This is a genomic window from Pseudomonas sp. MSSRFD41 (assembly GCF_014230245.1).
Classification (GTDB): Bacteria; Pseudomonadota; Gammaproteobacteria; order Pseudomonadales; family Pseudomonadaceae; genus Aquipseudomonas; species Aquipseudomonas piscis.
In genome coordinates, this window is record NZ_JACKZK010000001.1 from 321835 (window position 1) to 343733 (window position 21899).

General features: G+C 64.2%; 19 protein-coding genes and 1 pseudogene. 14 read left to right on the forward strand and 6 right to left on the reverse strand.

Translation table 11 applies throughout. The annotated features are described in order from the left end of the window. Positions 1-30: 30 nt before the first annotated feature. A complete protein-coding gene (locus H7A76_RS01530; protein ID WP_185696898.1) occupies positions 31-1341 on the reverse strand; it encodes an FAD-binding oxidoreductase in 1311 nt (436 codons plus the stop codon). Positions 1342-1488: 147 nt separating this feature from the next. Between H7A76_RS01530 and H7A76_RS01535 the strand changes: the two genes are divergently transcribed. Then, a complete protein-coding gene (locus H7A76_RS01535; protein WP_185696899.1) occupies positions 1489-1842 on the forward strand; it encodes a YkgJ family cysteine cluster protein in 354 nt (117 codons plus the stop codon). 6 nt (positions 1843-1848) lie between these two features. On the opposite strand, the gene H7A76_RS01540 is transcribed toward H7A76_RS01535, so the two are convergent. Continuing rightward, positions 1849-2337 (reverse strand): Lrp/AsnC ligand binding domain-containing protein, encoded by a 489-nt coding sequence (locus H7A76_RS01540; protein WP_011064210.1) that lies wholly within the window; start codon positions 2335-2337, stop codon positions 1849-1851. A 155-nt stretch (positions 2338-2492) separates the two neighbouring features. On the opposite strand from H7A76_RS01540, the gene dadA reads away from it, so the two are divergent. From dadA to H7A76_RS01570, 6 genes are all read left to right on the forward strand, one after another. Further along, positions 2493-3794: a D-amino acid dehydrogenase gene (gene dadA / locus H7A76_RS01545; RefSeq protein WP_185696900.1), complete on the forward strand. Its 1302-nt coding sequence runs from the start codon at positions 2493-2495 to the stop codon at positions 3792-3794. Further along, positions 3766-4119, forward strand: a complete 354-nt coding sequence (locus tag H7A76_RS01550) for a RidA family protein (RefSeq protein WP_022641824.1) — start codon at positions 3766-3768, stop codon at positions 4117-4119. Before dadA ends, H7A76_RS01550 begins: the two co-directional genes overlap by 29 nt. A gap of 89 nt (positions 4120-4208) precedes the next feature. Then, positions 4209-5282 carry an alanine racemase gene (gene alr, locus H7A76_RS01555; RefSeq protein WP_185696901.1) on the forward strand — a complete coding sequence of 358 codons (1074 nt, stop codon included), beginning with the start codon at positions 4209-4211 and terminating at the stop codon, positions 5280-5282. 131 nt (positions 5283-5413) lie between these two features. Then, on the forward strand, positions 5414-5962 hold the full coding sequence (locus tag H7A76_RS01560; RefSeq protein WP_185696902.1) for a cupin domain-containing protein: 549 nt from the start codon (positions 5414-5416) through the stop codon (positions 5960-5962). Positions 5963-6143: 181 nt separating this feature from the next. Continuing rightward, entirely contained in the window at positions 6144-6560 is a 417-nt protein-coding gene (locus tag H7A76_RS01565; RefSeq protein WP_185696903.1) for a cytochrome c5 family protein, read from the forward strand. Positions 6561-6696: 136 nt separating this feature from the next. Beyond that, positions 6697-8619 carry an acetyl-CoA hydrolase/transferase family protein gene (locus tag H7A76_RS01570; protein WP_185696904.1) on the forward strand — a complete coding sequence of 641 codons (1923 nt, stop codon included), beginning with the start codon at positions 6697-6699 and terminating at the stop codon, positions 8617-8619. Between the two features lie 13 nt (positions 8620-8632). On the opposite strand, the gene H7A76_RS01575 is transcribed toward H7A76_RS01570, so the two are convergent. Both H7A76_RS01575 and rep read right to left on the reverse strand, forming a co-directional pair. Beyond that, a complete protein-coding gene (locus H7A76_RS01575; RefSeq protein WP_185696905.1) occupies positions 8633-9205 on the reverse strand; it encodes a xanthine phosphoribosyltransferase in 573 nt (190 codons plus the stop codon). A 56-nt stretch (positions 9206-9261) separates the two neighbouring features. Next, positions 9262-11271 (reverse strand): DNA helicase Rep, encoded by a 2010-nt coding sequence (gene rep, locus H7A76_RS01580; protein WP_031320690.1) that lies wholly within the window; start codon positions 11269-11271, stop codon positions 9262-9264. 267 nt (positions 11272-11538) lie between these two features. Here rep and H7A76_RS01585 point away from each other — a divergent pair, with 267 nt between their 5' ends. Further along, the gene (locus tag H7A76_RS01585; RefSeq protein WP_185696906.1) at positions 11539-13212 is read left to right on the forward strand and encodes a bifunctional diguanylate cyclase/phosphodiesterase; all 1674 of its coding nucleotides are present in this window, start codon (positions 11539-11541) and stop codon (positions 13210-13212) included. A gap of 9 nt (positions 13213-13221) precedes the next feature. Here H7A76_RS01585 and H7A76_RS01590 read toward each other — a convergent pair whose 3' ends face one another. Beyond that, positions 13222-14613, reverse strand: a complete 1392-nt coding sequence (locus H7A76_RS01590) for a NorM family multidrug efflux MATE transporter (protein ID WP_185696907.1) — start codon at positions 14611-14613, stop codon at positions 13222-13224. Between the two features lie 157 nt (positions 14614-14770). Between H7A76_RS01590 and H7A76_RS01595 the strand changes: the two genes are divergently transcribed. The 4 genes and pseudogenes from H7A76_RS01595 (at position 14771) to H7A76_RS01605 (ending at position 18947) form a co-directional block, all read left to right on the forward strand. Continuing rightward, a complete protein-coding gene (locus tag H7A76_RS01595; protein ID WP_185696908.1) occupies positions 14771-15691 on the forward strand; it encodes a LysR substrate-binding domain-containing protein in 921 nt (306 codons plus the stop codon). Positions 15692-15884: 193 nt separating this feature from the next. Further along, positions 15885-16958 (forward strand): annotated as a pseudogene (locus H7A76_RS32675) (Cache 3/Cache 2 fusion domain-containing protein); the annotation flags it as partial. Positions 16959-17138: 180 nt separating this feature from the next. Continuing rightward, complete coding sequence (locus tag H7A76_RS32680; RefSeq protein WP_409519173.1) at positions 17139-17861, forward strand: methyl-accepting chemotaxis protein; 723 nt, start codon at positions 17139-17141, stop codon at positions 17859-17861. Positions 17862-17978: 117 nt separating this feature from the next. Next, positions 17979-18947 carry a Ca2+-dependent phosphoinositide-specific phospholipase C gene (locus H7A76_RS01605; protein ID WP_185696910.1) on the forward strand — a complete coding sequence of 323 codons (969 nt, stop codon included), beginning with the start codon at positions 17979-17981 and terminating at the stop codon, positions 18945-18947. A 3-nt stretch (positions 18948-18950) separates the two neighbouring features. Here H7A76_RS01605 and H7A76_RS01610 read toward each other — a convergent pair whose 3' ends face one another. Further along, positions 18951-19964 carry an ABC transporter six-transmembrane domain-containing protein gene (locus tag H7A76_RS01610; RefSeq protein ID WP_185696911.1) on the reverse strand — a complete coding sequence of 338 codons (1014 nt, stop codon included), beginning with the start codon at positions 19962-19964 and terminating at the stop codon, positions 18951-18953. Positions 19965-19990: 26 nt separating this feature from the next. Here H7A76_RS01610 and H7A76_RS01615 point away from each other — a divergent pair, with 26 nt between their 5' ends. After that, complete coding sequence (locus tag H7A76_RS01615) at positions 19991-20569, forward strand: TetR/AcrR family transcriptional regulator (RefSeq protein ID WP_185696912.1); 579 nt, start codon at positions 19991-19993, stop codon at positions 20567-20569. A gap of 111 nt (positions 20570-20680) precedes the next feature. Then, a complete protein-coding gene (locus tag H7A76_RS01620; protein ID WP_185696913.1) occupies positions 20681-21895 on the forward strand; it encodes an aldose 1-epimerase family protein in 1215 nt (404 codons plus the stop codon). The last annotated feature ends 4 nt before the right edge of the window (positions 21896-21899 follow it).

Here is a 21899-nt window from a genome sequence, read left to right on the forward strand (position 1 = left end):
GGCCCTGGCAGCAGAGAAGGTTATTGGTACTCAGGCCAGCTCTTTCAGGCGATGCCAGAGCATGCCCAGGGCCAGCAGCGGCGAGCGCAGGTGCTTGCCGCCGGGGAAGGTGATGTGCGGCACCCTGTCGAACAGGTCGAAGCCACCACCGTGCTGGCCGCTGATGGCTTCGCCCAACAGCTTGCCCGCCAGGTGCGTGGCATTCACTCCATGGCCCGAGTAGGCCTGGGCGTAATACACATTGGGCTGGTCCTTGAGCCGGCCGATCTGCGGCAGGCGGTTGGCGCCGATGCCGATCATCCCGCCCCACTGGTAGTCGATCTTCACGGCGGACAGCTGCGGGAACACGTCCAGCATCTTCGGTCGCATGTAGGCGGCGATATCCTTGGGGTCGCGCCCGGAGTAGTGGCAGGCGCCACCGAACAGCAGGCGCCGGTCGGCCGAGAGCCGGTAGTAGTCCAGGGCCACCCGCTGGTCGCAGACGGCCATGTTCTGTGGCAACAGCTCTTGGGCCTGGTCCGGGCTCAGGGGCTCGGTGGCGATGATGTAGCTGCCGGCCGGCAGGACCTTGCCGCCCAGTTGCGGATTGAGGTCGTTGAGGTAGGCGTTGCAGCCCAGCACCAGGGTCTTGGCGCGCACCGTGCCGCGGGCCGCATGCACCTTGACCTCGGCCCCGTAGTCGATGCGGGTCACGCACGAATGTTCGAACAGGCGCACTCCCAGCCGTTGGGCGGCCTGGGCCTCGCCCAGGGCCAGGTTCAGCGGATGCAGGTGGCCGGAGCCCATGTCGACCAGGCCTCCGACGTAGCGTTTGGAGCCCACCACGCTGGGCATTTCGCTGGCCTGTAGCAGGCGGGTCTCGTGGCGATAGCCGAGGCTGCGCAGTTCCTCGGCTTCTTCGGCAAAGCCTTCGAGCTCGGCGGGTTTGTTGGCCAGGTCGCAGTAGCCCCAGGTCAGGTCGCAAGGGATTTGGAAGCGCTCGATGCGCTGGCGCACGATCTCCACCGCCTCCAGGCCCATGAGTTTCATCTGCCGCACGCCTTCGCTGCCGATCACCTTGGTGAACTGTTCCAGGCCGTGGCCGACGCCGCGAATCAACTGCCCGCCATTGCGCCCGCTGGCGCCCCAGCCGATTTGCCGGGCTTCCAGCAGAACCACGCTGAACCCGCGCTCGGCCAGTTCCAGCGCGGTGTTGAGCCCCGAGAAGCCGCCGCCGACCACGCACACGTCCGCGACCTGCTCGCCAGCCAGGGCCGGATAGTCCGGTTGCGGCAGGCTGCTGGCGGCGTAATAGGAAGCGGGGTGCCGGTCGCTGGCGGCGTGCTGGAGGCTGGCGGGCATGAAGGGCGTCGTCCTGATCGGGTCTGGAAAATGCACGGAGGATAATCCGCGCCTTTCCGGCGGGGCAACCGCAGGGCGGTCGGCGCTGACCTGGCGCGGGGATTTGAGGCAGAATCCACGGTCGTCCACGCGCCTGTAGGCCTTTTAATGAGCTGTAACCGCCAGATCGTCCGTAGCCTGCGCCAGCAGATTCCCTCCTTCGAGTGCGTGCCCGGCTGCCACGACTGCTGCGGCCCGGTCACTACGTCGCCGGAAGAAATGTCCCGCTTGCCGCGCAAGACCGCTGCCGAGCAGGACGCGGCCATGGCGGCGCTGGACTGTGTGCACCTGGGCCCCGAGGGGTGCACGGTGTATGACGAGCGACCGCTGATCTGCCGCCTGTTCGGCACCACCCCGAGCCTGCCGTGCCCCAATGGCCGGCGCCCGGTGGAGCTGATTCATCCGCAGGTCGAGAAGCAGATCCACGACTACATGGCCAGCCAGCGCCAGGTGCTGGTCTAACCCTCTTCAGTCGGGAATCGGCAGGCTCAGGCTTTCCTTCACCTCTTCCATCACGATGTAGCTCTTGGATTCGCGGACGTGGGGCAGCTTGAGCAGGATGTCGCCCAGCAGCTTGCGATACGAGGCCATCTCCGAGATCCGTGCCTTGACCAGGTAGTCGAAGTCGCCGGAGACCAGGTGGCACTCCAGCACGTGGGGCAGCTTGAGTACCGCCCGGCGGAACTCCTCGAAGGTGTCGCCGGACTTGTAGTCCAGGCTGATCTCGACGAAGACCAGCAGGCTGCCCTTCAGGTGCTGCGGGTTGAGGCGGGCGTTGTAGCCCATGATGATCCCCTCGCGTTCCAGGCGCCGTACCCGCTCGGTGCAGGGGGTGGTGGAGAGGCCGACCCGTTCCCCCAGCTCGGTGAAGGAAATGCGTCCGTCGGCCTGCAGGATGCGCAAGATGTTGCGGTCGATCTTGTCCAGGGCGCGGCGGGTCTGGTGGTTGGTTCTCATAGGGGATGCCCCTCCGTGAAAAGCGATATTGCCGAGAATTCTCGCCAAATATAGGCGGTTATATAGTGAAAATCACTGCCTGATGTTTCTTACACTGCGCGCATCTTTGCTTCGAATAACAACCGGCGGCGGTCAGCCGCGATGAGGATATGAAAATGCGCGTTCTGGTCTTGGGCAGTGGCGTTATCGGAACCACCAGTGCCTATTATCTGGCTCAAGCCGGATTCGAAGTGACCGTGGTGGACCGTCAGCCTGCCGTTGCCATGGAAACCAGCTTCGCCAACGCCGGCCAGGTATCGCCTGGCTATGCCTCGCCATGGGCCGCCCCGGGCGTTCCGCTCAAGGCCATCAAGTGGCTGCTGCAACGCCACGCCCCGCTGGCGATCAAGGCCACCGCCAACGTCGATCAATACCTGTGGATGGCGCAGATGCTGCGCAACTGCACCGCCAGCCGCTATGCCGTGAACAAAGAGCGCATGGTGCGCCTGTCCGAATACAGCCGCGACTGCCTCGACGAACTGCGGGCGGAAACCGGCATCGCCTACGAAGGTCGCAGCCTGGGCACCACCCAGCTGTTCCGTACCCAGGCGCAACTGGACGGTGCGGCCAAGGACATCGCCGTGCTCAAGGAGTCCGGCGTGCCTTTCGAACTGCTGGACCGCGACGGCATCGCCCGGGTCGAGCCGGCCCTGGCCAGCGTCACCAACATCCTCGCCGGTGCCCTGCGCCTGCCCAACGACCAGACCGGCGACTGCCAGATGTTCACCACCCGCCTGGCGGAAATGGCCGTCAAGCTGGGGGTCGAATTCCGTTTCGGCCAGGACATCCAGCGCCTGGATTTCGCCGGCGACCGGATCAACGGCGTGTGGATCGACGGCAAGCTGGAAACCGCCGACCGCTACGTACTGGCCCTGGGCAGCTACTCGCCGCAATTGCTCAAGCCACTGGGCATCAAGGCGCCGGTGTATCCGCTCAAGGGCTACTCCCTGACCGTGCCGATCACCAACTCGGCGATGGCCCCGACGTCCACCATCCTGGACGAAACCTACAAGGTCGCGATCACCCGTTTCGACAACCGTATCCGGGTCGGCGGCATGGCCGAGATCGCCGGTTTCGACCTGTCGTTGAACCCGCGCCGGCGTGAAACGCTGGAGATGATCGTCAACGACCTCTATCCTCAGGGCGGCGACCTGTCCCAGGCCAGCTTCTGGACCGGGCTGCGTCCCACCACCCCGGATGGCACACCGATCGTCGGCGCCACGCCGTATCGCAACCTGTTCTTGAACACTGGCCACGGTACGCTCGGCTGGACCATGGCCTGCGGTTCGGGCCGCCTGCTGGCGGACCTGATGGCCAGGAAGAAGCCGCAGATCAGTGCCGAAGGCCTCGACATTTCCCGTTATGGCAACCCCCAGGAGTCAGCTAAACATGTCAATCCAGCGCCAGCTCACCAATGAGCGCATGAGCCAGATCGTTGTCCACGGCGGTACCGTCTACCTGGCCGGACAGGTCGGCGACAACCTGCAGGCCGGGATCGAGCAACAGACCCGGGAAACCCTGGCCAGCATCGAGCGCTTGCTGGACCTGGCCGGCACCGACAAGACCCGGCTGCTGTCGGTGACCATCTACCTGAAGGACATCGATGCCCATTTCGAAGGCATGAACAGTGTCTGGGACCAGTGGTTGCCCAAAGGCGTGGCACCGGCCCGGGCCACCGTCGAGGCCAAGCTCTGCGAGCCGGAAATCCTCGTCGAGCTGTCGGTAGTGGCCGCCCTGCCTTAAACGAAAAGATCCCTCTCCCGGTGCCGGTGGTGGTTCTGCGCCATCCAGCACCGGTTTTTATTCCCATGACCGCCTAGAAGTCCGCCGCCATGCGTCCTGCCCGTGCCCTGATCGATCTCCAAGCCCTGCGTCACAACTATCAACTGGCCCGCGAAGTCTCGGGTGCCCGTGCCCTCGCGGTGATCAAGGCCGATGCCTATGGCCATGGCGCGGTGCGCTGCGCCCAGGCCCTGGAGGATTGCGCCGACGGTTTCGCCGTGGCCTGCATCGAGGAAGCCCTGGAGCTGCGCGCCGCGGGCATTGGCGCGCCGGTGCTGTTGCTGGAGGGGTTCTTCGAGGCATCGGAGCTGGCGCTGATCATCGAGCATGATTTGTGGTGCGTGGTGCATTCGCTGTGGCAGCTGGAGGCCATCGAGCAAGCGAGCCTGGCCAAGCCGCTGACGGTCTGGCTCAAGCTGGACTCGGGCATGCACCGGGTCGGCCTGCACCCCAAGGACTACCAGGGCGCCTACCAGCGGCTGCAGGCCAGCGGCAAGGTCGAGAAGATCGTGCTGATGAGCCACTTCGCCCGTGCCGACGAACTGCATTGCACCAGCAGCACCGAGCAGATCGCGGTGTTCGAAGCGGCCCGGCAGGGCCTGGGGGCCGAGGTCAGCCTGCGCAACTCGCCGGCGTTGCTGGGCTGGCCCAGCGCGCCCAGCGACTGGGTGCGCCCGGGCATCATGCTCTACGGGGCGACGCCGTTCGAAGAAGCCAACTCGCTGGCCGAGCGCCTGCAACCGGTGATGACCCTGGAGTCCAAGGTCATCTGCGTGCGTGAGCTGCCTGCCGGCGAACCCATCGGCTACGGCGCCAAGTTCATCACCGACAAGCCGATGCGGATCGGCGTGGTCGCCATGGGTTATGCCGACGGCTACCCGCGCCATGCACCCACCGGCACCCCGGTACTGGTGGCCGGCCGGCGCAGCCGCCTGCTGGGCAGGGTTTCCATGGACATGCTGTGTGTCGATTTGACGGACGTGCCCGAGGCCGGCCTGGGCTCGACCGTGGAGCTGTGGGGCAAGAACATCCTGGCTAGCGAGGTCGCCCTCGCGGCCGACACCATCCCCTACCAGTTCTTTTGCAACCTGCGGCGGGTGCCGCTGGTGTACAGCGAGGGCTGAGAGCCCGCGGGCCGTACCGAAAGTCGCCTATCCTGGGGGAATCCGGGGCAAGTGTTGTAAATACTGAACGCTGTCGCCATGATAACGCTCGATTACAACAACGCCTGATTCCCGCCTAGGAGACTGCCGTATTGGACGTCGGTGAGCGACTGCAATCCATCCGTAAACTGAAGGGTTTGTCCCAGCGTGAACTCGCCAAGCGTGCGGGCGTCACCAACAGCACCATTTCAATGATCGAGAAGAACAGCGTCAGTCCTTCGATCAGCTCGTTGCGCAAGGTGCTGGGCGGCATCCCCATGTCCATGGTGGAGTTCTTTTCCGAGGAGGTCCTCCAGGAGACTCCTTCGCAGATCGTCTATAAAGCCCACGAACTGATCGACATCTCCGATGGCGCCGTGACCATGAAGCTGGTGGGGCGTGCACGCCCGAGCCGCGCCATCGCCTTTCTCAACGAGATCTACCCGCCGGGCGCCGACACCGGTGAGGAGATGCTCACCCATGACGGCGAAGAAACCGGAATCCTGCTCGAAGGTCGCCTGGAGCTGGTGGTAGGCCTGGAAACCTTCATCCTCGAGGCCGGTGACAGCTACTATTTCGAAAGCACCAAGCCCCATCGTTTCCGTAATCCGTTCGATGTGCCGGCGCGACTAATCAGCGCAGCCACCCCAGCGAATTTCTAGGCCAAGAGGCGTCCCGCAAGGCTTGCAGCGAGGCCCCAGCGACATTTCGCCGCGATCAAGACCCCTTCGACTTTGGGGTTGTTTCAGTGTGACGGGCTAACCGTTATACTTTCGCCCGCCTGCGAAACCGTGGCCGCAGGCGTGACTAGCCACCATTGAGGGTGTACGCGTGAACCTAATTATGAAAATGCTGGCCGCACCAGCAACCGTATTGGCCCTTTGGGCAGTCAGCGCTCAAGCTGCGACCAATGACGATATCGCCAAGCGCCTCGAGCCCGTTGGCCAGGTCTGTGTCCAGGGTCAGGAATGCAAGGGGATGGAAGTCGCTGCCTCCGCAGGCGGTGGCGGTGGCGCCAAGTCGCCGGACGACGTGATCGCCAAGCACTGCAACGCTTGCCACGGCAGCGGCCTGCTGGGCGCGCCGAAGATCGGCGATACCGCTGCCTGGAAGGAGCGTGCCGATCACCAGGGCGGCCTCGATGGCATCCTGGCCAAGGCGATTACCGGCATCAATGCCATGCCGCCTAAAGGCACCTGCGCCGATTGCTCCGATGAGGAACTCAAGGGCGCGATCCGGAAAATGTCCGGCCTGAAATAAGCGGTCATCTGCAGCGAAAAAGCCGCTTGCGAGCGGCTTTTTTGTGGGCGCGATTTGACCTGCGCCCTGTTCAATGCAGCAAACTCCCGGCAAGCTCGGTCCAACCTCAATTCACGGACGGTTCCTGGAGGGTCAGATGCTGCAATCCTGTTCCATCGAGCAGGCGGTGGATGAAGTGCTCGCCCGCTTGCCGCAACACATCCACATGGGCATGCCCCTGGGGTTGGGCAAACCCAATCGGTTCGCCAATGCCCTGTACCGGCGTATCGCCCAGTTGCCCGAACGCCAACTGACTATCTACACCGCCCTGAGCCTGGGGCGCCCGGCACTGGGCGACGGCTTGCAGCGGCGGTTTCTCGAACCCTTCGTCGAGCGGGTGTTCGGCGACTATCCCGAACTGGACTTCCTCGCCGACCTGCACCGTGACAGCCTGCCGGCCAACATCCGCGTCGAGCAGTTCTTCATGCAGCCCGGCAGCCTGCTGCACAGCGCGGCGGCGCAACAGGACTACGTCAGCAGCAACTACAGCCATGCGGCCCGGGACATCAATGCCGCCGGCCTGAACCTGGTGGCCCAGCTGGTGGCCCGCGATCCGCAGCGGCCTGGCCAGCTGAGCCTGAGTTGCAACCCGGATATCACCCTGGACATGCTGCCGCTGGTCGCCAAGCGCCGCGCCGCCGGGGAGACCATCCTGGTCCTCGGCCAGGTCCATGCGGACCTGCCCTACATGCCGGGCGACGCTGAAGTCCAGGCGAGGGATTTCGACCTGCTGATCGACGAAGAAGAGCGCAGCACGCTGTTTTCCACGCCGAACATGCCGGTGGGCGTGCAAGACCACTGCATCGGCCTGCATGCCAGTACCCTGGTACGCGACGGCGGCACCCTGCAGATCGGCATTGGCTCCATGGGCGATGCGCTGACCGCCGCCTTGCTGGCACGCCAGGCGGACAACCCGGGCTACCGTGCCTTGCTGGCGGACTTGCAGGTGGATCATTGGCAGCCGCTGATCGATCGCGAGGGCGGCGTCGAGCCATTTGCCCAGGGGCTCTATGGTTGCAGCGAGATGTTCGTCAACGGCTTGCTGGCCCTGGCCGATGCCGGGATCGTGCGGCGCAAGGTCTACCCGAGCCTGGAGCTGCAGGGCCAGGCCAATGCCGGCACCCTGGACCCGGCCACGCCGGGCGGGGTCTCGATCCATGGCGGCTTCTTCCTCGGACCACGCAGTTTCTACCAGCGCTTGCGCGAGCTGCCCAAGGAGCGGTTGGCGGAGTTCAACATGAGTGCCATCAGCTACATCAACGAGCTGTATGGCCATGAGGAACTCAAGCGCCTGCAGCGTCGCGATGCGCGCTTCATCAACAGCGCGTTCACCATGACCCTGCTGGGCGCCGCGGTGTCCGACCAGTTGCAGGGTGGGCGGGTGTTGAGCGGCGTGGGCGGGCAGTACAACTTCGTGGTCCAGGGCCATGCCCTGGCGGATGCCCGTTCGGTGCTGATCTTGCGCAGTTGGCGGGAGTCGGCAGGGGAGGTCAGCTCCAACATCGTCTGGGAGTACGGCCATTGCACCATCCCGCGGCACCTGCGGGACATCGTCATCACCGAGTACGGGATCGCCGATCTGCGGGGCAAGTCCGATGCGAAGGTGATCGAGGCGCTGCTCAACATCAGCGACTCACGCTTCCAGCCAGGTCTGATTGAACAGGCTCAGAAAGCCGGCAAGCTGCCCAGGGACTTCCGCCTGGAACCGCGTTTTGCCGATAACAGCCCGCAGCGCTTGCTGGACATACAGGCGCGCCATCGCCATCTGTTCCCCGAATATCCGCTGGGCAGTGACTTCACCGTCCAGGAGCGCGATTTGCTGCGGGCGCTGAACTGGCTCAAGAGCAAGTTCAAGCTCAGCGAGATCCTCGAGCTGGGCAAGGCGGCCTTCGACGCGCCGGAGGCCGGGGCATTTCCCGAGCACCTGGAGCGCATGGGGCTGGAGCAACCCGAGGGCCTGCGTGAGGACCTGTACCAGCGTTTGTTGCTGGCCGGCCTGCAGGCCACCCGTCAACCGTGAGCCTGGCGCCGGGTCACTCGATGAAAGTGACCACGCCGCCGGAAAGGGATTTGACCCGCGCCAGGGATTCCACGCGGTAGCCCTGGGCGTCCAGTTCGGCGCGGCCGCCCTGGAAGGATTTCTCGATCACGATGCCCAGGCCGGCCACGGTGGCACCGGCCTGCTTGATGATCGAGATCAGGGCCTGGGAGGCCTTGCCGTTGGCCAGGAAGTCGTCGATGACCAGCACGCGGTCGCTGCTGGTCAGGTGCCGTGGCGAAATGGCCACGGTGCTTTCCACTTGCTTGGTGAAGGAATAGACGGTGGCCGAGAGCAGATTCTCGGTCAGGGTCAGGGACTGGTGCTTGCGGGCGAAGATCACCGGTACACCCAGGTTCAGGCCGGTCATGATCGCAGGAGCGATGCCGGAGGCCTCGATGGTCACGATCTTGGTGACGCCCGAGTCCTTGAACAGCCTGGCGAATTCGTCGCCGATCAATTTCATCAATTGCGGATCGATCTGATGGTTCAGAAAGGCATCGACTTTCAGTACTTGATCGGAAAGCACGATGCCTTCTTCGCGAATTTTCTGGTGCAGTGCTTCCACGGAGCTTCCTCTATTGGCCGCTTTGGGGCCAAGGGTCTGTTGAAAAATAGTCGATTTTACCGCTTTAGCATCGCGCGTATATCGGCCAAAGCGTTGTTGCCGCGAACGGCCTTGACCTCGGTCGGCGTGTCGTCGTTGCCTTCCCAGGCCAGGTCGTCCGGAGGCAGTTCGTCGAGAAAGCGGCTTGGCGCGCAGTCGATGATTTCGCCGTACTGCTTGCGCTTGGCCGCGAAGGTGAAGGCCAGGGTCTGGCGCGCGCGGGTGATGCCCACGTAGGCCAGGCGTCGCTCCTCCTCGATGGTATCGGCTTCGATACTGGAGCGGTGGGGGAGGATCTCCTCTTCCATGCCCATGATGAACACGTAGGGAAACTCCAGGCCCTTGGAGGCGTGCAGGGTCATCATCTGTACCCCTTCGGCGCCGTCTTCCTCTTCCTGCTGGCGTTCCAGCATGTCGCGCAGGACCAGCTTGCCGATGGCGTCCTCGACGGTCATCTCGCCATCTTCGTCTTTTTCCAGGGTGTTCTTCAGGGCCTCGACAAGGAACCAGACGTTGCCCATCCGGTAGTCCGCGGCCTTGTCGCTGGAGCTGTTGGTGCGCAGCCAGTTCTCATAGTCGATATCCATGATCATGCTGCGCAGGGCGCCGATCGGATCCTCGCCGGCGCATTGTTCGCGGACCCGGTCCATGAAGCGCTTGAAGCGTGCCAGGCGGTCGGTGAAGCGGCTGTCCAGGTGCTCGCCCAGGCCGATTTCCTCGGTGGCGGCGTACATGGAGATACCGCGTCCGGTGGCGTAGTTGCCGAGTTTCTCCAGGGTCGTGGAGCCGATTTCCCGACGTGGCACGTTGATCACCCGCAGGAACGCGTTGTCGTCATCGGGGTTCACGATCAGGCGGAAGTAGGCCATCAGGTCCTTCACTTCCTGGCGGCCGAAGAAGCTGTTGCCACCGGACAGGCGATAAGGCACCTGGTGGTGCTGCAGCTTCAGCTCGATCAGCTTGGCCTGGTAGTTGCCCCGGTAGAGGATCGCGAAATCGCTGTAGGGACGGTTGGTGCGCAAGTGCAGGGTGAGGATTTCCATGGCCACCCGCTCGGCCTCGGCGTCCTCGTTCTTGCAGCGGATCACGCGGATCTCGTCGCCGTGGCCCATCTCGCTCCACAACTGCTTTTCGAATTCGTGGGGGTTGTTGGAGATCAGCACGTTGGCGCAGCGCAGGATGCGGCTGGTGGAGCGGTAGTTCTGCTCCAGCATCACCACTTTCAATGACGGGTAGTCGTCCTTGAGCAGCATCAGGTTTTCCGGGCGCGCGCCGCGCCAGGCATAGATCGACTGGTCGTCGTCGCCTACCACGGTGAACTGGTTGCGCGTGCCGATGAGCATCTTCACCAGCAGGTACTGGCTGGCGTTGGTGTCCTGGTACTCGTCCACCAGCAGGTAGCGCACCTTGTTCTGCCACTTCTCGAGGATGTCGGCGTGCTCCTCGAACAGCTTCACCGGCAGCAGGATCAGGTCGTCGAAGTCCACCGCGTTGAACGCCTTGAGCGTGCGCTGGTAGTGGGTGTAGACGATGGCCGCGGTCTGTTCCTTGGGGTTGCGCGCGTTTTCCAGGGCCTGGGCCGGCAGGATCAGGTCGTTCTTCCAGGCGCCGATCATGTTCTTGATCTCGTCGACGCCGTCGTCCCCGGAATACTCCTTCTGCATGATGTCGGTCATCAGGGCCTTGACGTCGGTCTCGTCGAAGATCGAAAAGCCCGGCTTGTAGCCCAGCCGCACATGTTCCTTGCGGATGATGTTCAGGCCCAGGTTGTGGAAGGTCGATACGGTCAGGCCGCGACCTTCGCCACTGCGCAGCAGGGTGCCGACCCGTTCCTTCATTTCCCGTGCCGCCTTGTTGGTGAAGGTCATGGCGACGATGTACTGGGCGCGGATCCCGCAGTTCTGGATCAGGTGGGCGATCTTGCGGGTGATCACGCTGGTCTTGCCGGAGCCTGCACCGGCGAGCACCAAAAGAGGGCCGCCGACGTAGTTCACGGCTTCTTGCTGCCGGGGATTGAGTCGGGACATGACGGAAAAAAGGGGTCGGTTGCGAAAAGGGCGGGCATTTTAACAGGATGAACGGATTCTGCTGCGTCTCTCCGACTTGTGACGCATAACGCTATCTAAATTTGCCGGTTTTGATACTTTCCCGCAGGATGCGCGCTAAATATGCGTCTAACGTTCGCATCAGAGCGGTACAAGAAGTTGCGTATGATAATTAATATCAATTGATATTGTCCTTTCGCGCGCCATAATGCCCGCCGCCAACTTTTTTGCAGAGTCTAGGGAGCTAGCTTGTCCAAGCCTGTCGAACCCTTGCGTGTGCTGCTACTGGCCCTCGAGCCGGTATGGACAGCGTTGTTGCGCGAGTGTGTCGCTCCGTTGGGGGACTCGGTGGTATTGATCAACGCTCCCAGCTGGGAGTCGGTCAGCCGACTGTTCGAAAATGATCGCAACGCGGTCCTGTTGACCATTCCACAACTGCAGCCCGGACCCGGGCGTTGCAGCCTGCCGACGATTTTGCTGCTGGACCAGGAGCCCATGGTGACGCCGGCGGGGGCCAGCGACTGGCTGGTGGGTTCGAGCCTGAGCACCGATGCCTTGCGTCGTTGCCTGCGCCATGTGCGCGAGCGCGGAGTGCTGGAGAGCACCTTGCAGCGCCTGGCCGAGCAGGACCCCTTGACCGGCATCGCCAACCGCCAGGGTTTCCAGACGCTGCTGGCGGCGCGTCTGGCGGAAAACGACGGACGCGGCCTGGCCCTGGGCCACCTGGACCTGGACAACTTTCGCCACGCCAACGATGCCCTGGGCCACCAGGCCGGTGACCGGCTGATCCTGCAGGTGGTCTCGCGGCTCAAGAGCCAGCTGGAGGCCGGCGACCAGCTGGCGCGCCTGGGCAGCGATGAGTTCGCCTTGCTGATCGATACCCGCCGCGCCCCACAGCGCGCCGAATGGATGGCCGAGCGCATCACCCAAGCCATGGCCGAACCCTACTGGATCGATGGTGAAAGCCTGTTGATCGGCTGCAGCCTGGGGATCGCCCATGCCCGCGCCAACGCCGGTGCCGACCCGCTGATGTGGCACGCGCACATCGCCATGCAGCAGGCCAAGAGCACCCAGGGTTGCACCTTTCATGTCTTCAACGAGCGGATCAACCGCAACGCGCGCAGCCTGGCCGATCTGGAAAGCGAGCTGCGCCGGGCGCTGCGCCGCGATGAGCTGGAGCTGCACTACCAGCCGCGGCTGAACCTGCATGACGGCAAGATCGTCGGCCTAGAGGCCCTGGTGCGCTGGCGCCATGGTGAGCGCGGCCTGCTGCCGCCCAGCGAGTTCGTGCCCCTGGCCGAGCAGAGCGGGTTGATCGTTCCCTTGGGCTACTGGGTCATTTCCCGCGCCTTGCGGGATATGCAGGCCTTGCGCGAGCGTGGATTGGAGCCGCTGCACATGGCGGTCAACTTGTCGTTCCGCCAGTTCCAGGACAGCCAGCTGCTGTCGACGCTGGGCCGGCTGATCGCCGAACGTGGGGTGGAGGCGCAGTGGCTGGAGTTCGAGCTGACCGAAACCGCCGTGATGCGCCGCAGCGACCTGGTGAAGCAGACCATGGACGCCCTGGGGCGCCTGGGCGTGCGCTTTTCCCTGGACGACTTCGGCACCGGTTTCTCTTCGTTCGTGCACCTCAACAGCCTGCCGATCGCCCTGCTCAAGGTGGACAAGAGCTTCGTCGGTGGCATGGAGCAGCGCGAGGAAAACCGCAAGCTGGTCCATGCCATGATCAACCTGGCCCATAACCTCAACCTGGAGGTGGTGGCCGAAGGCGTGGAAACCGCCGAGCAACTGGCGCTGTTGCGCGACTTCGGCTGCGACCAGGCCCAGGGCTACCTGATCAGCAAGCCGCTGCCGCTGGCCGAGCTGGTGGAATACCTGACCTTCGGCAACAGCCAGCGCGCGTTCCGCGAAGAGGTGGTCTGAGCCTGGGGCTCACTCGGGCTGCAGGTCCATGGCCGGTGCCGCCCCCTCGCGCTTGATCATGCGCCGCATCCGCCACTCGAACGCCAGGGTCAGGCTGATGGCGGCGCAAGCCAGCCCCAGGGCCAGGCCCCACCAGACGCCGGTCGGCCCCCAGCCCAGGGTGAAGGCCATCAGCCAGGCCGAAGGCGCGCCGATCAGCCAATAGCAGCCCAGGCCCACCAGGAAGGTGGTCTTGGCATCCTTGAGGCCGCGAATCGCTCCCATGGCAATGGTCTGGGTGCCGTCGAACAGCTCGAACCAGGCCGCCACCGCCAGCAGGCTCACCGCCAGATGGATCACCGGGGCGAAGGCCGGGTCGTTGTGATCGAGGAACAGACCGATCAGCTGGTTCGGCAGCAGCCAGAACACCGCCGCGAATCCCAGCATCACCACTGCGCCGAAAGCGATGCCGACCCTGCCCGCCAGGCGCGCGTCCAGCAGTTGCCCGGCCCCGTAGTGCTGGCCGATGCGCATGGTGATGGCGTACGAGACTCCCGCCGGGACCATGAACGCCACCGAGACGATCTGCAGGGCGATCTGATGCGCCGCCAGCTGGGTACTGCCCATGGTGCCCATGCACAGCGCGGCGAAGGCGAACAGCCCGACTTCCACGGCATAGGTCCCGCCGATGGGCAGGCCCAGGCGCCACAGTTCCTGCAGGTAGCGGGTGCTGATCCGCGACAGCCCCTGGCGTAGCGGGTAGGCGGCATAGGCCGGGTGGCGCTTGATGTGCCAGGCCAGGGCCACGGCCATGCAGTTGGCGACGATGGCGGTGACCAGGCCGATACCCACCAGCCCGAGCTTGGGCAGGCCGAACATGCCGGTAATCAGCGCGTAGTTGAGCAGGAAGTTGGCCACCGTGCCGCACAGGCTGATGACCATCACCGGCGTGGCCCGGCCGATGGCGCTGGTGAAGCCGCGCAAGGCCATGAAGCTCAGGTAGCCGGGCAGGGCGAAGGGCAGGATCAACAGGAACTGGCCGGCGGCCTGGACGTTGCTCTCGGTCTGGCCGAACAGCAACAGCACTGGCTTGAGGTTCCACAGCAGCAGGCCGGCCACCAGGGCCATCAGCCAGGCCAGCCACACGCCGGCCTGGGTCAGGCGCGTGGCGCCCTCCATATCGCCGGCGCCATGCCGGATCGCGACCAGGGTACCCACCGCGGCGATCACCCCGATGCAGAAGATCGAGACGAAGGAATAACTGGCTGCGCCCAGGCTGCCGCCGGCCAGGGCCTCGGGGCTCAGGCGAGCCATCATCAGGGTGTCGGTGAGAACCATCAACATGTGCGCCAGCTGCGAGGCGATCAACGGCCCCGCCAGCCGCAGGATGGCCCAGAGTTCGGTACGTGCAGGATGCTGCATGGTCATCAGGCTCGATCAGGTGGATATCGGTAGGAGCGCTGATTCTCGGCGCTCTTGGCTCGTTGCACAAAGCGATAAATATACTTGCTGGCATGATAAAAACTCATGCGAAGCGCTTTCTGGTAGCGTGGCGTCATTGCGCTACCGGAGCCTGAGCATGTCCCGCCGTCTACCCCCTCTCTACGCCCTGCGGGCCTTCGAAGCCGCCGCCCGGCACAGTTCGTTCACCCGGGCTGCCGAGGAACTGTCGATCACCCAGAGCGCTGTCAGCCGGCACATCCGTACCCTGGAAGAACACTTCGCCTGCCGGTTGTTCCAGCGTAGCGGACGCAACCTGCTGTTGACCGAAGCGGCCCGCCTGTTGTTGCCCGGCGTGCGTGAAGGGTTTGGCGCCCTGGAGCGGGCGTGCAGCATCCTGCACGGTGAAGACGGCATCCTGCGCATGAAAGCGCCATCGACCCTGACCATGCGCTGGTTGCTGGCGCGGCTCAGTCGTTTCCGCCACTTGCAGCCGGGCAACGAAGTGCAGCTCACCAGCGCGTGGATGGATGTGGACTCGGTGGATTTCAACCAGGAGCCTTTCGACTGCGCGGTCCTGCTGAGCAACGGCCACTTTCCCGCGGACTGGGAGTCCAGCTACCTGTTCCCGGAACTGCTGATTCCGGTAGGGGCGCCGAACCTGCTCCACGACCAGCCCTGGGATGCGGCGCGCCTGGCGAGCGCCGAGTTGCTGCACCCGACCCCGGACCGTCGCGACTGGCGCAGTTGGCTCGAACACATGGGGTTGGCCGGCCAGGTTTCGCTCAAGGGCGGGCAGGTGTTCGACACCCTGGAGCTGGGGATGATCGCTGCGGCACGGGGCTACGGCGTGTCCATCGGCGATCTGCTGATGGTGGCCGAGGACGTGGCCCAGGGACGCTTGAGCCTGCCCTGGCCGACAGCGGTGGCCAGCGGCCTGAACTACTATCTGGTGTGGCCCAGGACCCGGCCCGGCGGCGAGCGCCTGCGGCGCCTGAGCGACTTCTTGCAAGGGGAGGTCGCGGCCATGCAATTGCCCCAGGTGGAGCGTCTGGGCTGAAACGTTGAAGCTCCCGGTTGGCGGGGCTGGAGATATATCCTTGCAAACCGCTCAAGTATTGCCGGGCGCCGCCGAATCCTGGGATATGGAACCAGCGTCCAGGAAGGTCCTGACTCACTAGAAAACCTTGGAATTATTGCTGCCGAGCGTGCCACGTGATCAGGATGATCCGCCTTCTCGGCCAGGAGCCATCATGTCCCAACCCCGTGCCCGGATAGCCTCCCAGCTAGGGCTCGCCCTTGCCCTGGTCCTCGCCCTGGTGATCAGCGGCAGCACCCTGTTTGCCTTGCGTTCGCTGGATTCGGCGAACCTCGATACCCGCGAAGAACACCTGGCCAGCGAAGCCCGCCTGCTGGCCGACCAACTCAACACCTTCCATGGCAGCCTGCGCGAGAGCACCCAGCGCCTGAGCGGCCTGTTCGAGAATCGCTTTCGCAGCGGACTGAGCGTGCATCCCGAAGAGCCGGTGACGGTCGCCGGGGTGCCGACGCCTGGCTTGCACCTGGGCAACGCGGTGTTGAACAACAACTTCGATGAAGTGGACCAGTTCAAGCAGATGACTGCCGGGGTCGCGACCCTGTTCGTACGCAGCGGTGACGACTTCATCCGTGTCAGCACTTCCCTGAGCAAGCAGGATGGCAGCCGCGCCATCGGCACCCTGCTCGACCATGCCCATCCGGCCTATCAGAAGCTCATGGCCGGGCAGGGCTACGTTGGCCGCGCGCTGCTGTTCGAACGTTTCTACATGACCCAGTACACCCCGGTGACGGACCGCAGTGGTCGAGTGATCGCCGTGTTGTTCGTGGGTTTCGACTACACCGATGCGCAGAACGCCCAGTTCGCCAATCTCAAGCGCTTCCGCATCGGCCAGAGCGGTTCCCTGGCCCTGCTCGACGAACAGCACAAGTGGCTGGTGCCGCCGGCCGGCGTGCAGGCCCTGGACCAGGCGGCGCAGGTCCTGGTGGACGCGGCGAAGGAGCCGGGCAAGGGGCGCTTCTGGAGCGATGGTGGCGAGGACTTCTACAGCCTGGCGATGCCTTTCGCCGACGGCCCCTGGTCGGTGGTGGCGAGCATGCCCAAGTCCGAGATCCGCCAGGTGACCTGGAGCGTGGGGCTACGCCTGGTGATCGGCAGCCTGTTGGCGATGCTGTTGGCGGTAGGCGCCACGGTGTGGTTGCTGCGTAGCAAGCTGGCGCCCCTGGGCGACCTGGTGCGCCAGGCCCAGGCCTTGGGCGGTGGCGACCTGAGCGCGCGCTTGAATGTGTCCAGCCACGATGAGATCGGCCAGCTGGCCCGCAGCTTCAACCAGATGGGCGAGGCCTTGTCGACCATGGTCGAGCACATCCGCCGCTCCGCCACTGAAGTCAGTGGCCGGGCCCAGGCGTTGTCCGGGCTGTCCAGCGGTGCCTACGAAGGCATGGAGCAGCAATCCGGGGAAATCACCAGCATGGCCGGGGCGGTCGAGCAGTTCAGCGCCACCTCGCTGAACATCGCCGACAACATGGGTAGCACCCAGCGCCTGGCCCAGGAAAACGCCGAGCAGACTCACATCGGCCGCGAGTCCATGGAGCAGGCTTCCTCGTCGCTTGAACAGATCGCCGGTGCCCTGGGCAGCACGGCGGCGGTGATCGATACCCTGGGGCAGCGCTCCCAGGAAATCGGCGGGATCGTCGGGGTGATCACCGCCATCGCCGACCAGACCAACCTGCTGGCCCTCAACGCGGCCATCGAGGCGGCCCGCGCCGGGGAACAGGGTCGCGGTTTCGCGGTGGTGGCCGACGAGGTGCGCAACCTGGCATCGCGCACCCGCGAGGCCACCGCGGAAATCTCGCAGATGATCAACAGCATCCAGCAGGAAACCGGCAATGCCATCCAGACCATGGAGCAGGGCAACCGCCTGATGCAGGAAGGTTTGTCGCGCAACGCCGGAGTGGCCGCGGCGCTGGCCTTGATCGACGAGCAGAGCCAGAGCGCCGGCGAGCAATTCGCCGCCATCACCACCGCGACCCAGGAGCAGAGCAGCACGGCCACGGTCCTGAGCCGCAACCTGCAGAGCATCGCCCAGGCCAACAGCGAGCAGCGTGAGGTGGTGTCCAACCTGGCCGTCACCGCGCGCGAGCTGGAGGCCCTGGCCGCCGACCTGCGCCACGAGGTCGATCGCTTCCGTTGACGGCACCTGCCCTCCGGCCCGGCGTTGGAGGGCGCTGGTTGCAATGACGCATGATTGGACTAAAACAGATGAGCGGTTGATTGCCCTTCAAGGACTGACCTTTCAGCAGGAGCAAGCATGACTCGTCTATCCCGTTTCGTTCCCCCTCTATTGGCTGTGTCGACGCTTTTGCTCGGCCAGGCAGCCTTCGGCCAGGAAAGCCCGGCGTTCATCGACCCGGCGTCCTGGAATACCCCGTTCAACCGGATTGCCCAAGTGGCCTGCCACAACTGCTATGAAAAGCAGTACGCCCGCACCTTCAGCAGCGTGCTCGACAGTGTGCGCACCCTGGAACTGGATTTTTGGGACCAGCAAGATGCCGCGACCGGCGGGTCGCCCCGGCATTGGTTTGTACGGCACGACGCGGGCACCCTGTTCCAGTCCGGCAACGACAATAACTGCACGGGCGACGGCACCGGCAAGAACGATCTGGAAGCCTGCCTGAACGACATCAAGCACTGGAGTGACGGCCACCCGGGGCATTTCCCCATCACCGTGATCCTGGACAAGAAGCAGGGTTGGTCAAAAGCCAGCTCGGGACGCACGCCGCAGGACTTCGATGACTTGGTGAGCCGGATTTTCCAGGGCAAGTTGTATACCCCCCAGGAGCTTGCGAGCCATATCGGCAGCAGTGCCGGAGCCCTGCAGAGCAACCTCAAGGGCAAGTCCTGGCCCACCGCCAGCCAGTTGCAGGGCAAGGTCCTGCTGGTACTCAACCATTCGGAGAACCAGAAACTCTCGCAGTACGCCGAAGCCCGGACCTCCAGCGCCAAAGTGTTCATCTCGCCGCTGACCAACGGCCAGAACGATGTCAGTGGCGAGGTCAGTGGCATGTCTGCCCAGTCATCGGGTTATGTGGCCATGAACAACATGGGCAAGGGTGACAAGAAATGGGCGACCCAAGCCTTTGCCTATAGCCATATCGGTCGGGTCTGGGGCGATGACGGTGTGTCGTTCGCCCAGCACATCGCTGAACAGATCAACCTGTCGGCGTACTACAAGTTCGCCGAGCAGGGGGCTGGCGGTTTCCGCATTCGGCCGTTCTGACGTTCACCGGGGCTCGGCAGTATCGCCAAGCCCCGGGTCCACGCGCTGGCCGATATCCCGCAGGCGCGCCAACTGGTCGATCATGCTCGGTGCCTCGTCGACGCTGCTGACGAAGGTCCACAAGTAAGTCATGACCGCATACACATGGCCGGCCTTGATCTCGGGCGACAGTGACAGCAGGGTGATGGCGATCACGAACAGCACCGCCGCCACCACGCCGAGGAACAGGTAGGCCGTGGCTTCGCGGTCCGAGAGCCAGATCCGCAGCCGCGACAGCAGGCGGTAGTGGCGCTGCAGGGAGTGGGCGCCGACCTTGGCCACCAGGCCGATTTCCTTTTCCAGGCGATTGTTCAGGCGTTCGTGCAACTGCTGGTTGCGCCGGGCGAAACGCGGCAGCAACACCACGCACAGCACCAGCGTCGCCAGGCAGGCCAGGCCGATCCAGGGTTCGATGGCCAGCAGCATCACCGCGGCACCGATGATCGAGACCAGTGCGGTGGCGATGACCGGCACGTGCTTCTCGAAGAAGTCGACGAATTCCCGGGCCAGTACCACCCGCGCCGCCGCGGTCGAGGTGTTCTGTTGTTGCTGGCGCTGGTTGAGGATCACCGGAACGGCCAGGTCCGCATAGATGCGGGTGAAGGTCCGGGTATCCACGGCCCGCCGTGCCGCGCCGACGATCCAGAAACCCAGCACCACCATGGCGTAGACCAGCGCATGGGCGGTGTCACCGCGCAGGATCGAATCCACGGCGAACCCGGCGAACAGCGGATAGGCCAGCAGCAGGGCATTCTCCAGGGCCACCAGCGACAAGGTGACGAACAGCTTGCCCGGGTATGCGCGAGCGATGGCCTTGAGGGTCTGGCCGGCGGATTGCTGGCTGAGTTTCTGGGTTGGATCCGCGATGGCGGGACGAGTGACGACAGGCATGACTGCACCACAGATGGGATAACGGTTAATATTGAGCGAGTGCTCAATTGTCCTTGAGCGATCGCTCAAAGCGCAAGGGCCGGTCATTCCGGCACCAAGAGGTTCGATTGCCTATGTCCCGTAACGACCGAAAGGACCAGATCATCGGCGCAGCCCTGGAACTGTTTCACAGCAAGGGTTTCGCCGAGGTTTCCACCCGTGACCTGGCCGAGCATGCCGGTCTGTCCCGCAGCCATGTCTATCACTACTTCAGCGATTGGAAGGAGCTGCGCCGCGCAGCATTCGTGCGTTTTGCCAATGAACAGTTGGAGGCGGTGGGTGAACCCTTGCGCGGTGCCGCGCCCATGGATGCCCTGCAGGGATTTCTCCGGGACTGCCTGCCCGATTCCGCCGAAGCCGGATGGGCTCTGTGGCTCGATGCCTGGGATGAAGCCATGCACGACGCCGAGCTGGCGCAGGCCTACCTTAGGATCAACGGCGAGTGGCGCAAGATGCTGGCGACGATCATTGCCGATGGGGTCCGGGCCGGGGCTTTCCGCTGCGCCAGCCCCGAGCGCGCGGCAAGGCAGCTGTTCGCCCAGACCATGGGTTACGCCGATGACCTGCTGTTGCGGGCTAGCCCCGAGTCTGCCCGGGCGGCGTTGCAGGAAGTCATGGAAGTGGCCGGCCTGCTGCTCGGCTTCGAAGGCTGAAGGCGAACAGCGGGTTGTGTCGGAATTGTGCGATTAGCCAGGTTTTGTTGCTTGCTGAAACGATTCTTCAGCGCTATAAAAACTGCACAACTCCAAAAAAGGCTTCTTTCCATGACTTCGCTGAAACTGCTGGTCACCCTCGGTGCGCTGAGCGCCGCGTCCCACGCCGTGGCCTGGGACTACGTATTGCTCGATACCGACAAGGCCCCCGACAACTTGCACCTGAGCAGTGAACAGTTGGGGCTGAAGACCAAGCAGCCGTTTTCCGTAACCGTGCGCACCCTGCACGGCGGGCGCCAGGAAGGGGTGAGCATCATCGAGATCGACAATGGTCTGATGAAACTCTCGGTGGTGCCGACCCGCGGCATGAATGTGTTGCAGGCCTCGGTGGGCAATGTGCGCCTGGGCTGGGATTCGCCGGTCAAGGAGGTGGTCAATCCAGCGTTTATCGAGCTCAACGGCCGTGGCGGCCTGGGCTGGCTGGAAGGCTTCAACGAACTGGTGACCCGCTGTGGCTACGAGTGGGTCGGGCACCCGGGCATGGACAACGGCGAGCTGCTGACCCTGCACGGCCGGGCGGCGAACATCCCTGCCAGCAAGGTCACCCTGCATATCGACGAGGCCCCGCCCCATGCCATTCGCCTGCGTGGCGAGCTCAAGGAGCAGGCGTTCAAGAAGGTCGATTTCGGCATCGCTACCGAGCTGGTCACCGAGCCCGGCAGCAGTAGTTTCACCCTCAACGATCGCCTGACCAACAACGGCGACTACCCGAAGGAGTACCAGGCGCTGTATCACAGCAACTTCGGTCCGCCGCTCCTGGAACAGGGCGCGCAGTTCGCCGCGCCGGTGCAGCAGGTGTCGCCATTCAACGACAAGGCCAGGGCCGATCTCGCGGACTGGCGGACCTATCGCGGGCCAACCCGCGACTATGACGAAACCGTCTACAACGTCGTGCCCTATGCCGATGCCCAGGGCGAGACCCTGGCGGTGCTGCACAACAAGGCCGGCAGCCGCGGCGTGTCACTGGGCTTCAATACCCGGCAGCTGCCGGTGTTTTCGCTGTGGAAGAACACCGATACCCAGGGCCAAGGCTATGTGACCGGGTTGGAGCCGGGCACCAGCTTTTCCTACAACCGACGTTATCAGCGTCCGTTGAGTCTGGTGCCGACCATAGACGCCAAGGAGCAGCGGCAATTCCAGATCCGCTACAGCCTGCTGGCGGACAAGGCCGCTGTGGACAAGGCCCTGGAGCGTGTCGGACAGATTCAGGCTGGGCGGCCGACCGAAGTGCGGTCGACTCCACTGGTGGACCTGAGCCAGCAGTGAGGCG